This window comes from Acetivibrio ethanolgignens, assembly GCF_001461035.1.
GTDB classification, from domain to species: Bacteria; Bacillota; Clostridia; order Lachnospirales; family Lachnospiraceae; genus Velocimicrobium; species Velocimicrobium ethanolgignens.
The window spans coordinates 1-12415 of the sequence record NZ_LNAM01000205.1 but is presented as its reverse complement, the minus strand read 5'-3'; the positions used below and the strand labels follow the sequence as shown (position 1 = coordinate 12415).

Here is a 12415-nt window from a genome sequence, read left to right as displayed (position 1 = left end):
TTACATAAATCATCCAAAAATCTTCTCAAATTGTTCTTGACATATTACCAGAATGCTTTATTTAGGATTTAACTTTAATTTACCCTATTAGTTTAACTGTTTTGGATCCTCAGAGAGCAGTTTTATAGAGGAAGCGTACTCGGAAGGATTCATGCCGGTAATTTTTTTGAACTGCCGGGAAAAGTAATGGATAGAGGTATATCCAAGCTGATCGGCAATCTGAGTAAAGTTAAGATTTTGGTTACGAATCATCTGTCGGGCGGCATTTATTTTCATCCGTGAGAAAAAGTCAATAACACCGCAGTTGTTTTTCTCACGAAACAGCTTTTGCAGCTGGGAACGACCAATCAGGTTGGCATGGCAAATTTGATCTATTGTCAAATGGGTAGAAAGGTTGTCCTCCAGATAGGCAAGAATGCGTCCATAGATTTCTGTGTCATTTTTTGATTTGATGGTCTGGACAACAGGAATCTGTCGGTAGGAGGCTGTATACCTGCGGTAAAGCTGGATTAAAAGCTGTTCTAGGTACAGGGAAATCAGCTGTTCGGAACCGGGATGATAGATCGGAAGCCGAATCAGCTCCTCCAGATAAGGGTCATCCAGCTTGGAGGAAAAAGCATTTTTAGCTTCCATAATAATAGAAGCTAGTAAATTTCTCTCCACTTCGCCAATTGTTAGAATTTTTTCTTCAAAAAAACTCATAGCGGGTGAGTCACACTGGAAGGATACAACGACCAGATTTGGTGCAACTGTGCCGTTGGCTCTCAGACCATGAAACTCATTGGGCTTGTGAAAAATAATCTCGCCACGCTTCAGAGTGTAGTGATGGCTGTCGGCGGTGACCTCTACCTCTCCCCGATCGACGCAGAGAAATTCCCAGAAGTTATGGGTCTCTCCGGCAAAGAAAAAGTCGCTCATATATTCAAAATAGTGGACAGAGAACAGCTTCTCTATCACAAAATCCTGGGAAAGGGAAAGTCCTTTATAATTCATGGGAATACCTCCTTTTTCTTCTTTAGTATACATGATTTGTGTAAAAATGCAAATAGAAAGATATAATTGTGTAAATTTGCGGGCTGATATGAAAAATGAATCGATATGTGCAAAGTGTTAGTAGAACAAAGTTGAACAATCAGTTTTGTAATAAAAATTACCAAAAGAAGAAAAAAGAAAAGAAAAAAATATACAAAAAAAAGAGAAAATAGATTGTAAAATAGTTAAAAATAGAAATGAGAAGAAATGATAGTACAAATAGTCTGACGAAATATGCAAATACATTTGTGCAAATTCGTGGTAAGTTGATAGTACAAAGTGCAGAGGAGAAATAAAAAATTTCTTCAAAACAGGAACGTCAATTTATTTTTTATTAGGAGGAGATAACGTGAAAAAGAAATTACTTAGTTTGTTATTGGGAACCGCTATGGTAGCAGCTACATTGACAGGCTGTGGAGGCAAGGATGCTGCAGAGAATAATACAGAAGGCGGTGGAAAGACCATCGTTTACTGGAGCATGTGGGAGGCTTCCGAGCCACAGGCACAGGCTATCCAGGAGGCTGTAGCTGCCTATGAGGCAGCTTCGGGTAACACAGTAGACTTACAATTTAAGGGACGTACCGGTATCCGTGAAGGCTTACAGCCAGCTCTGGATGCAGGAACAACCATCGACTTATTTGATGAGGATATCGACCGTGTAAACAAAACATGGGGAGATTACTTACTGGATCTTGAAGATTTAGCTAAAGCTAACAACTACGAGGATACAGCAATTGCCGGTCTTATGGGTGCCTGCCGCGAAGCAGCTGGCGGAACCTTAAAGTCTATTCCTTATCAGCCAAACGTATTTGCATTCTTCTATAATGAAGCTATCTTTGCTGCGGCTGGTGTAGAGAAGGTACCTGCTACCTGGGCAGAGCTTCTGGATGCATGTCAGAAGATTAAAGATGCTGGCTACACACCAATTACCTGTGATGATGCTTACATTACCTGTATGTTCGGATATCATTTGGGAAGATTAATCGGTGAAGATGGTGTTACCAGAGTTGTTACGGAAGGCCAATGGGCAGAGGAGCCTGCAGTTCTTGAGATGGCAAAGGCTTATGAGGAGCTTGCTTCTAAGGGATATTTCTCCGAGACAATCGCTTCTAACGTATGGCCAGCAGCTCAGAACACCGAGCTAGCTTTAGGCTCAGCTACTATGTACTTAAATGGTTCCTGGTTACCAAACGAGGTTAAGGATATGGCCGGCGAAGACTTTAAGTGGGGGTGCTTTAGCTATCCGGCAGTAGATGGCGGTGCAACAGGGGTAGAAGCTTCTAACTATGGTGCACAGGTTCTGGCTATCAACAAGAATACACAGGTTGCCGAGGAAGCATTTGAAATTATCAAATACATTACCAAGGGTGAGTTTGATAAGAAGTTATCTGAGTACTCTATCGGTATTCCGGCTGATACAACTAACACAGAATGGCCTGCATTATTATCCAATGTTAAGCCTGTTATGGATAGCCTGACAACTCGTTGGTCATGGGCAGTTAATTCTGAGGCTAACGTAGATATTACTCCAGTTCTGAAAGAGAACTTCCTGAAATTATGCGGTGGACAGCTGACAGCACAGGATTTCGTAGACGCTATGGAGAAGGCAAGTAACTAATAGTTAAGTAAATTAATAACCTACAGCTTAAGGGTGGCACGGGTATCGTCGTCACCCTTGCTTTTCAGAAGGGGGTAGGAGAATGAAAAAGAATAAGACAATGATGTTCTGCTTCCTGGCACCGGCAGTTACGCTGTTCCTCGTTATCTTCCTGTATCCGATTATCAGAACGATTATGATGAGCTTCTTTAAAATTGACGGAGTTACGGACAGTATAAGCCGGTGGCATTTTACAGGATTGGACAATTATATTAAGCTTCTACAGACTACATTGTTTCGGACTTCTATGTGGAATTTGTTCCGTATCTGGTTTGCAGGCGGTATCATTGTTATGGGACTGGCTCTTTTGTTTGCAGTTATTTTAACCAGTGGCATCCGTTTCAAGAGAACCTTCCGTGCAATTATCTATTTGCCAAACGTAGTAAGTGCAGTAGCTTTAGCTACGATGTGGCTACAGTCTGTATACAGCCCACAGTTCGGTCATCTGACCAACTTCTTTAAGGCAATTGGCTGGGAGGCTGCTGTAAAAATTCAGTGGCTGGATGCAGAGCATAAGTTTTGGGCTCTTTTGTTTGCTTACTGCTTTGGTATGGTTGGTTATCATATGCTGATTTTTGCCAGCGGCATTGAGAGAATCAGTACCGATTATTTTGAAGCAGCTACCTTGGATGGTGCTAATAAAGTCAAACAATTCAGACATATTACGCTTCCGCTATTAAAAGGAATCATTAAGACTAATATTACCATGTGGTCTGTCAGCAGTGTTGGTTTCTTTGTATGGTCCCAGCTGTTCTCTTCCGTAACGGCAGACAACCAGACGATTGTACCCATGGTTTATATGTATGCACAGATGTTTGGAGCAGGAAATACAGTAACAGAGCGTAATGCTGGACTTGCTGCTGCTATTGGTGTTATTCTGAGTGTTTGTGTAGTTATTATTTTCACTATCTGCAACAGGGTACTCAATGACGATGAGATAGAATTCTAGAAAGGGGGATTTAGCGATGGCAAAAAATAAAGAAAAAGTTATAAAAGACAAGATTAATTGGAAAAAAGAGCTGAAGCTTGCTCCTGGTTATTTGATTCTCGGTATTTGGGTACTGATTACAGTTATACTTTTAGGCTGGGTTGTTATGGCGAGCTTATCTACAACCAAGGATATTTTCGCTGGTAATGTAAATAAATTTGTATTCCCGACAGGCTTACATTTTGAGAACTTTGCAAAGGCATGGCTGGGACAGGGTGTTGCTACCTTCTTTACGAATTCTTTGGTATACTCAGTTGTTTCCTGTACCTTGCTGATTTTAGTATGTGCACCGGCAGCTTATGTGCTGGCACGTTTCCCATTCAAGGGAAGCAAGGTGATTCAGACCAGCTTCGTATCTGCCATGGGAGTTCCGGTTATTATGATTGTGCTTCCGCTGTTCGTGCTGATTTCTAAAATGGGTATTTTGAATCATATTCTGGCGAACCGGATTGCATTGATTATATTGTATGTAGGTATCAATGTACCATATACGACAATTTTTCTTTTGACCTTCTTCAGTAATATTTCCAGAGCCTTTGAGGAAGCTGCTGCGATTGATGGCTGCTCTCCGATGAAAACCTTCTGGCAGATTATGCTGCCGATGGCACAGCCGGGTATTATTACCGTGACAATTTTCAACTTTATTAATATCTGGAACGAGTACTTCCTGTCTCTGATTCTGGCAAACAGTGATAAGGTAAAACCGGTAGCTGTAGGTCTTTACGGTATGATTAATTCAATGAAGTACACCGGTAACTGGGCTGGAATGTTTGCGGCCGTTGTTATTGTATTCCTGCCGACCTTCCTTCTTTACATCTTCCTGTCAGAGAAGATTATCGCAGGTGTAACTGGTGGTGGAGTTAAGGGCTAAGGAAAGGAGAATGGAAGTATGAAAAGACCGGTTTTGGTAATTATGGCAGCAGGCATGGGCAGCCGCTACGGCGGTTTAAAGCAGATTGACCCGATTGATAAGGATGGGCATATCATCATTGATTTTTCTATCTATGATGCTATCCAGGCAGGCTTTGAAGAGCTGGTATTTATTATTAAGAAAGAAAATGAGGCTGATTTCCGTGAGGTTATAGGCGACCGCATGGAAAAAAAGGTAAAGGTTACTTATGTATACCAGGATTTACATAATCTCCCGGATGGCTATGAGATGCCGGAGGGCAGAGTAAAGCCGTATGGTACAGGACATGCGATTATGAGCTGTATTGGAGCAGTGGATGGGCCATTTGCAGTTATCAATGCAGATGACTATTATGGAGCTAAAGCTTTTCAACTGATTTATGATTATCTCTTATCTCATCCGGATGATGAGAAATACCGTTACACCATGGTTGGATATATTCTGGAAAATACATTGACAGATAATGGCCATGTAGCCCGTGGTGTCTGCATGACAGATGAGAAGGGATATCTGGTTGGAATTAATGAAAGAACCCATATTGAAAAGAGAAATGGTGGTGCAGAATATACAGAGGATGATGGGGCAACGTGGGTGGAAATTCCGGAGCATAGCACGGTTTCTATGAATATGTGGGGCTTTAATGAAAGCATTTTAAGGGAATTAAAGGAGCGTTTCCCAGCCTTTTTGGATGCTAATATGCAAACAAATCCTTTGAAATGTGAATATTTCCTGCCTACAGTGGTTGGCGAGCTGCTTTCTGAGGAAAAGGCAACAGTAGAGGTGCTTAAATCAGAAGACCGCTGGTATGGTGTCACCTACAAGGAAGACAAAGAAACGGTAATGCAGGCCATTCAAAAATTAAAGGATGCAGGGCTGTATCCGCAGAAGCTGTGGGAGGAATAAAATGACAAGAGAAGAATTATGCAAGGGTAGGCCAGAAGCACTAAAAAGCTTCCGGTTTGAAGGTGAACCAAGGGATGCGGTAAGCTATGGAAGTGGTCATATTAATGATACTTTTTTAGTAGTCTGTGTATTGGAAGATGGAAGGGAGAAAAAATATATCCTCCAGCGGATGAATCGTGAGATTTTTACAAGGCCGGAGGAGCTGATGGAAAATATTATTAATGTAACCTCCTTTTTGCGGAAAAAGATAATAGAGCGAGGCGGTAATCCGGAGCGTGAGACCCTGAATGTTATTTTAACCAGAGATGGAAAGCCGTATTTTGTAGACAGCCTTGGAGAATACTGGCGTGCTTATATATTTATTGAGGATGCAGTAAGCTATGACGCAGTAGAGCGTCCGGAGGATTTTTATGAAAGTGCGGTAGCCTTTGGCAATTTCCAGTCACTGCTTTCAGATTATCCGGCGGAGAGACTCCATGAAACTATCGAAGGATTTCATAACACAAAAGCAAGATTTTCTACCTTTAAAAAAGCAGTGGAAGATGATATAATGGGTAGGGCAGCTTCTGTTCAGAGAGAAATTGCTTTCGTTTTGGAGAGAGAAGATGTAGCGTGTGTGCTGGGCGATATGCTGGCAGCAGGCGAGCTTCCTCTTCGTGTAACTCATAATGATACCAAGCTGAATAATATCATGATGGATAAGCAGACGGGTAAGGGTATCTGTGTGATTGACCTGGATACGGTTATGCCGGGCCTTGCAGTTCATGATTTCGGCGATTCTATCCGGTTCGGAGCCAGCACAGCTGCGGAGGATGAAGTAGATTTAAGTAAGGTTTCCTGTGATATGGAGCTGTTTGAGCTGTATTCCCGAGGCTTTATCAAGGGTTGTAAGGGCAGCTTAACTCCAAAGGAGAGGGAAATGATGCCGATGGGAGCAAAGGTCATGACCTTTGAATGCGGCATGCGTTTTCTGACGGATTATCTGCAGGGAGATACTTATTTTAAGATTCATAGAGAAGGGCATAATCTTGACCGTTGCCGCACCCAGTTTAAGCTGGTAAAGGACATGGAAGAAAAATGGGAGACCATGCAGGACATAGTTAGGAGGATTTAATATGGCAATATTGGTTACCGGCGGTGCCGGCTATATCGGAAGTCACACCTGTGTAGAGCTTTTGAACGAAGGCTATGAGGTAGTGGTAGTAGATAATTTGTGTAACTCCAGTGAAAAATCTCTGGAAAGAGTAGAACAGATTACAGGGAAAAAGGTGACCTTTTATAAGGTAGACCTGTTAGATAAAGCGGCTCTTAGTAAGGTATTTGACAAGGAAAGTATTGATTCTGTCATTCATTTTGCCGGATTGAAGGCAGTAGGCGAGTCGGTAAGCAAACCATTAGAATATTATCACAATAATATTACCGGAACCTTAGTTTTATGTGATGTAATGCGGGAGCACGGCTGCAAGAATATTGTATTCAGTTCTTCTGCAACCGTTTATGGAGACCCTGCTTTTATTCCGATTACGGAAGAATGCCCGAAGGGACAGTGTACGAACCCTTATGGACAGACCAAGAGTATGTTAGAGCAGATTCTTTCTGACTTAAACGTAGCAGATTCTGAGTGGAATGTGATTCTGCTTCGCTACTTCAATCCAATTGGAGCTCATAAAAGCGGCCTTATTGGTGAGGATCCGAAGGGGATTCCAAACAATCTGGTGCCATATATTGCTCAGGTAGCTGTTGGAAAACTGGAGCATCTGAATGTTTTTGGAAATGACTATGATACAGAGGACGGCACCGGTGTCCGTGACTATATCCATGTAGTTGACCTGGCTATCGGTCATGTCCGTGCCATAGAAAAGCTCAAGGATAAGGAAGGTGTATCCGTCTACAACCTGGGTACTGGCAATGGCTACTCCGTTCTGGATGTAGTAAAGGCTTATGAAAAGGCCTGTGGCAAGGAAATCAAGTACGAAATTATGCCTCGGCGCCCTGGCGATATCGCTACCTGCTATGCAGATGCAGCTAAGGCAGCAAAAGAGCTTCACTGGAAGGCAGAACGTGGCATCGAGGAGATGTGTGAGGACTCATGGAGATGGCAGTCCATGAATCCGGATGGATATCGCAGCTAAAGAAAGAAAATTATATAAATAGAAAAGATGCTGTAAAAGCAGGAAAATTGCTTCTACAGCATCTTTTTTAATACGCATTCTTATTTACAAAGCCTTTAAAGAAGGTCAGGAACAGAATCTTGAAATCCAGTCCCAGAGTCCAGTTCTCAATGTAGTACAGGTCGTGCTCAATACGGAGCTTAATCGAGGTATCACCGCGGTAGCCGTTGACCTGAGCCCAGCCGGTGAGTCCTGGGCGAACCTGGTGCTTAATCATGTAGCGGGGAATCTCTTCCTTAAACTTGTCCACAAAGTAAGGACGCTCCGGACGGGGACCAATAAGACTCATATCACCCTTTAGGACATTAAAAAGCTGTGGAAGCTCGTCAATGCTTGTCTTACGGATAAAACGGCCGATGGGGGTTACCCGGGGGTCATTAAGAACCGTCCAGGCTACCTTTTCCTTCTTTGGATCCTGCTGGGCCATGGAGCGGAACTTGTACATAGCAAATTCACGGTTATGAAGTCCAACTCTCGTCTGCTTGAAAATCAGCGGTCCCGGAGAGGTCGCCTTAATAATAATGGATATAATCAGCATCGGGATGGAAAATAAAACCAAGGCAACGATGGCACCAAAGATATCAATGGTACGCTTGATAAACTTATTGACCGGATTGTTTAATGGGACATGGCGGATGTTGATGACCGGCAGTCCGAACAGATCCTCGGTGTATGGGCGAGAGGAGATAATGTCACTGTAGTCCGGGATAAACTTGGTGTGGACGCCAGATTTCTCACAGACAGCTACGATATGCTCCAGCTTTGCATACTCACCGATGCTTAAGGCAATCGCTACCTCATCATAGTCATTGGATGCTAAAAAGTCAGGCAATGTGTCCAGATTGCCAACAATCGGGATGCCGCGGTATTCTGAGCCAATCATCCGATTATCATCAAGAATACCGTGTATCTGATAGCCCCATTCCGGGTTGTATAAAAGCCGCTTCACATATCGCTCGGCAGCACGGCTGTAGCCGACAATCAGAATATGCTTTAAATTATAGCCCTTTTTGCGAAAATGCCGTAATCCCCAGGTCAGAAGATAGCGGAATATCATGTCAGCTAAGGTATTTACTACAAAGAAGAAGCCTAATAGTAAACGTGATAAATCCTGGAAGGCTTCCTTAAATACAACCATCAGGAAGGTGAAATACACGATACCTAAAATATTGGCCTTGATAATATTCCATCCCGAGGTACTGCGGCTGCTGGAACGCTTCGGACCATACATACCACAGTAGTAATAGATAATAAGATAGCCTGGAATAATGTAGACCAGCACCCGTATCGCCTGATGGAGCGGCAGATAATATTTGCCTATCAGACTTAAAAAATCAAACTGATATACCAACGGACTCATAAACCGCAAATAGTAGGAAAAGCAAAAGGAAATGGCAATCAGCACTGCGTCAATTATAACATGAAAAATATTTAAAATACGTTGATTATCTTTTATCATTGTTTATCCCTCTTTTTGCACAGCTTTGTACACACAGTTATTTATTATAATACATGATTTGATAAACGTCTACAATAGTTTTATTCTGAATATTTTCTAAAGAGAAGATTTATGTTATAGTAAAGACAAAGAGATGAGGAGGTGAGGATGGAATGACGAGAGGAATCGGTGTTGCATTAGAGCAGGAAAGAGTGCAGGCAGGGCTCAGTCTAAAGGCTCTGTGCCAGGGCATTTGCAGTCATGGTGAGCTAAACCGGTTGAAAAATGGAGGGAGAGAGCCGGACAAGTTTCTGTTAGACCGACTGTGGGCGAGATTGGGGAAAGGTATGGAAAAGCTGGAGGTTATGCTAAGTGATACAGATTATGCCATGTACGAGCTGCGGAATCTAATGAGGCAGTCCATGGAAGAGGAGCATTTTGAGGAGCTGGAGTGGTATCTCGACTTCTATGAAAGCCTGGAGGAAGGGAAAAAACCGCTTCAACAGCAGTATCTTTGTGAGATTAGGGCAATTAGGGCATTTTTAGAGGGAAAAGAAGATATCGCTGCAAAGGAGCTTGAAAAAGCAATTTTTTGCACGATGTCAGATTTCAGGAAAGAGAATATCTTTTGCTATGCCTTAAGTGTAGAGGAGCTTCGATTACTATTTTTGTATTTAAAGACCACCAAGGAGGTAGAGACATCTGTGAAAGTAGTTTTCTACCGCCAGATTTTAGCATTTCTGACGAAGGAATATATTGAGAAGGAGGAAAAGGCAAGACTGTATCCCCAGGTGGTACTGGAGCTGTCAAGGCTTACTGGTGAAAAGGCCAGAATTGAAAAAGACGTAAGATATGCCCTGGAGCTTTTGAGGGAGGAGGGACGATTTTTCCATTTGATAGAAACGCTTTCTCTGTTGCTGGAGCTTCTAAAGGAAAAGAAAGAAGAATCAAAGGAAAAAGAGTTTTTAGAAAAGACACTTTATTACCTGAAAAGACTTTGTGAGGAATATGGAATAGCGGAAACACAGCCTTTCTGGGTAGATTTTTCAGAGCGGGAGCTCTATCTGGATTATGAGCTTTTGCAAAAAAGCCGGAAAGCGAGGGGCATATCTCAGGAGGAGTTAAGTCAGGAAATATGTAGTCAGGAGGCTCTGTCACGAATCGAAACCAGCAAAAGCAAGGCAAGAGCGAAAACCTTCCGGCAGCTGGCAGAGAGGTTAGGAAAGCGTGGGGAACGATGTGGAGCCTGCATTGATGCAGAGGATTATGAAATCCTTAAGCTGGAGCGGATGGAAGGAAGGTGTATCAGCTACTGCAGATATCAAGAGGCAGAAGAGATATTTGAAAGAATACAGGAATATGGACTGAAGGATACCAGGGAAAACAGACAGTATCTGCTTTTGGAAAGGGCTATATTCAAAAGAACGAAAAAAGAAATTAGTTATTCTGACAGTCTTGCCTTATTGCAGGAAGCACATGTTTTAAATAATATGGCGATTGCTTATTACCGTATTGGCGAGAAAGAAAAGGCAATTAGTTAGGATGAGTATAGTATCATAAATAGTAATTTTATACCGCAAGGTGTTTACAAAAAAACTTTTGAGTCTTATACTAACACTATCTCTAGTGCTTAGCCTATCTGTTCCAACTTTTGCAGCAGAAAAAGATAGTACAGTGTATTTTGAAAATACACTTGGTTCTTATACGACTATTGAAGAAGTGGAAACTCCATATGGTACAGCATACTATGTAAAAAAACATGGCAATATACAAACACGAAGTATTTGGGATGTCGTAGATATTTTAATGGCAGGTGCAAGTTGGGCTAATTTGTTTGCAAATCCATCTTGGGGGAATTTTGGATGGGCTGTTCTTGATACTGCTGCTTTGTTGCCAGTACTTCCAGCATCCGCATATTTTAGAAAAGGCGGTAAAACATTCTTAAAAATTGATGAAGTTGCAAAATTTGCAAAAACATCTAAAGGCAAAAAAGCGGTTTCAGCAGCGATGAAAACTTATAAATATTCAGATGGTATTTCATCAAAAGCAATTAAAGAAATAAGTAAAAAATTTAAAGGAACAGAAGGTAAAAAAGTTTTGAAATTATTCAAAGATGCTGCGGACAAGGGATTAGTAGGTGCTACGAGCCAATCAGGAATAAAAAAATATCTTCTAGTTCAAAAATCGGAAAACAATACACGCACGAAATTAAAATAATTAGTAAACAATATGGTGATTATAGAATCTTCGGATATAAAACAAAATCAGGTGAATGGATATTTGACTTATTTAGGGAGGGATTACATTAATGAATGTACCGATAAATTCTAAGGAGTTTACTGATTTTATTTCCGACAATAATCTATTTCAGTTAACTCAAGAGAAACTTACAACATGTTTGAAAAATTGGTGGACTCACGACAAAGCAGCTTTTTTGGAAGATATGAACGCTGATTTAGAAACAGTTCTTAAAAAATATAATTTTGAAAATGATGGTGTTTCTTTTAGCAAGAGCTATTCATATGACCCTCCAATGGACTATATTTCTGTTTGGATACATATATTTGATGAAGAAAATAATTATATATGTGAATATACAGCATTTTATGACTTGGAGTTACAAATTTTTGATGATAAAATAAAGTAACTCAAACTTCGCACATAAATTTTAGCTATGCACTTTAAAAATTCAATACCTGGCAGTTATTCAGTTGTCAATGTTCAGACGTTAGGCGGCTTGAAGCTGTGTTTTCAGAAAATCAGGCAGTGCATTCAAAAATGCATCCACCAGTTTATCGATTTTCCCATCTGATAACTCGGTGTTTTTGTTAAGCATGGTTCTGAACATTTGGAGCAGCATTTGGAAAGCCTATATCCATGTGATATCAGACATTTCATCAGAAAAGTATAAAAACAGTTCCCCAAGGGAACGGTCATCGTTGGATTCACGGCTTTCCAACGACAACATCATGTACCGGGCAAAAACAACTGCTGTATGTGCAGCCATTGCATCATAGGACAGGGTGTTACACTCTTTGCCAAGGTTAAGATAGCTCTTGCATACTTTGAAGAACACCTCAATATCCCATATGCTGATATTAGACTTTCTGAAATATCGAGTTGATAACACTTTATAAAAATATCGGCATTTCTTACTATAGAGATGTAACCAGTCATCACTATACTTGAGTTTTCGTAAATTGTAATCAAAAAACGAGTATATCTACCCAAAGCACCAATCTTCCGTTTTTTGAAGGACTAAGAATGGAAGTTCTGTGAATAGAGGCACTTTAATAAGCCCCGCCGGAACCGGACT

General features: G+C 41.3%; 11 protein-coding genes and 1 pseudogene. 9 read left to right on the top strand and 3 right to left on the bottom strand.

What is annotated here, in order from left to right; genetic code table 11:
* Positions 1-87: 87 nt before the first annotated feature.
* Positions 88-993, bottom strand: a complete 906-nt coding sequence (locus ASU35_RS16450) for an AraC family transcriptional regulator (protein ID WP_058354062.1) — start codon at positions 991-993, stop codon at positions 88-90.
* A 427-nt stretch (positions 994-1420) separates the two neighbouring features.
* Between ASU35_RS16450 and ASU35_RS16445 the strand changes: the two genes are divergently transcribed.
* The 6 genes from ASU35_RS16445 (at position 1421) to galE (ending at position 7622) form a co-directional block, all read left to right on the top strand.
* Positions 1421-2650 (top strand): ABC transporter substrate-binding protein, encoded by a 1230-nt coding sequence (locus ASU35_RS16445; RefSeq protein WP_058354063.1) that lies wholly within the window; start codon positions 1421-1423, stop codon positions 2648-2650.
* An 82-nt stretch (positions 2651-2732) separates the two neighbouring features.
* On the top strand, positions 2733-3638 hold the full coding sequence (locus ASU35_RS16440) for a carbohydrate ABC transporter permease (protein WP_058354061.1): 906 nt from the start codon (positions 2733-2735) through the stop codon (positions 3636-3638).
* A 16-nt stretch (positions 3639-3654) separates the two neighbouring features.
* On the top strand, positions 3655-4548 hold the full coding sequence (locus ASU35_RS16435; protein ID WP_058354060.1) for a carbohydrate ABC transporter permease: 894 nt from the start codon (positions 3655-3657) through the stop codon (positions 4546-4548).
* An 18-nt stretch (positions 4549-4566) separates the two neighbouring features.
* Positions 4567-5490 (top strand): nucleotidyltransferase family protein, encoded by a 924-nt coding sequence (locus tag ASU35_RS16430; RefSeq protein ID WP_058354059.1) that lies wholly within the window; start codon positions 4567-4569, stop codon positions 5488-5490.
* A gap of 1 nt (position 5491) precedes the next feature.
* Positions 5492-6604, top strand: a complete 1113-nt coding sequence (locus tag ASU35_RS16425; protein WP_058354058.1) for a phosphotransferase enzyme family protein — start codon at positions 5492-5494, stop codon at positions 6602-6604.
* Position 6605: 1 nt separating this feature from the next.
* Positions 6606-7622 (top strand): UDP-glucose 4-epimerase GalE, encoded by a 1017-nt coding sequence (gene galE / locus ASU35_RS16420; RefSeq protein ID WP_058354057.1) that lies wholly within the window; start codon positions 6606-6608, stop codon positions 7620-7622.
* A gap of 67 nt (positions 7623-7689) precedes the next feature.
* On the opposite strand, the gene ASU35_RS16415 is transcribed toward galE, so the two are convergent.
* A complete protein-coding gene (locus tag ASU35_RS16415; protein ID WP_058354056.1) occupies positions 7690-9120 on the bottom strand; it encodes an undecaprenyl-phosphate glucose phosphotransferase in 1431 nt (476 codons plus the stop codon).
* A gap of 152 nt (positions 9121-9272) precedes the next feature.
* Here ASU35_RS16415 and ASU35_RS16410 point away from each other — a divergent pair, with 152 nt between their 5' ends.
* From ASU35_RS16410 to ASU35_RS16400, 3 genes are all read left to right on the top strand, one after another.
* Positions 9273-10640, top strand: coding sequence for a helix-turn-helix domain-containing protein (locus ASU35_RS16410; RefSeq protein WP_058354055.1), 1368 nt, complete (start codon positions 9273-9275; stop codon positions 10638-10640).
* A gap of 40 nt (positions 10641-10680) precedes the next feature.
* Positions 10681-11316, top strand: a complete 636-nt coding sequence (locus tag ASU35_RS16405; RefSeq protein ID WP_058354054.1) for a hypothetical protein — start codon at positions 10681-10683, stop codon at positions 11314-11316.
* A 91-nt stretch (positions 11317-11407) separates the two neighbouring features.
* On the top strand, positions 11408-11746 hold the full coding sequence (locus tag ASU35_RS16400) for a hypothetical protein (protein WP_058354053.1): 339 nt from the start codon (positions 11408-11410) through the stop codon (positions 11744-11746).
* Positions 11747-11827: 81 nt separating this feature from the next.
* On the opposite strand, the pseudogene ASU35_RS20985 reads toward ASU35_RS16400, so the two are convergent.
* Positions 11828-12187: pseudogene (locus ASU35_RS20985) on the bottom strand (IS4 family transposase); the annotation flags it as partial.
* Between the last annotated feature and the right edge of the window lie 228 nt (positions 12188-12415).

Coding starts and splice junctions, on each gene's coding strand:
- galE (WP_058354057.1), top strand. CDS start 6,606: ATGGCAATATTGGTTACCGGCGGTGCCGGCTATATCGGAAGTCACACC.
- ASU35_RS16445 (WP_058354063.1), top strand. CDS start 1,421: ATGGTAGCAGCTACATTGACAGGCTGTGGAGGCAAGGATGCTGCAGAG.
- ASU35_RS16430 (WP_058354059.1), top strand. CDS start 4,567: ATGAAAAGACCGGTTTTGGTAATTATGGCAGCAGGCATGGGCAGCCGC.
- ASU35_RS16400 (WP_058354053.1), top strand. CDS start 11,408: ATGAATGTACCGATAAATTCTAAGGAGTTTACTGATTTTATTTCCGAC.
- ASU35_RS16450 (WP_058354062.1), bottom strand. CDS start 993: ATGAATTATAAAGGACTTTCCCTTTCCCAGGATTTTGTGATAGAGAAG.
- ASU35_RS16440 (WP_058354061.1), top strand. CDS start 2,733: ATGAAAAAGAATAAGACAATGATGTTCTGCTTCCTGGCACCGGCAGTT.
- ASU35_RS16435 (WP_058354060.1), top strand. CDS start 3,655: ATGGCAAAAAATAAAGAAAAAGTTATAAAAGACAAGATTAATTGGAAA.
- ASU35_RS16415 (WP_058354056.1), bottom strand. CDS start 9,120: ATGATAAAAGATAATCAACGTATTTTAAATATTTTTCATGTTATAATT.
- ASU35_RS16410 (WP_058354055.1), top strand. CDS start 9,273: ATGACGAGAGGAATCGGTGTTGCATTAGAGCAGGAAAGAGTGCAGGCA.
- ASU35_RS16425 (WP_058354058.1), top strand. CDS start 5,492: ATGACAAGAGAAGAATTATGCAAGGGTAGGCCAGAAGCACTAAAAAGC.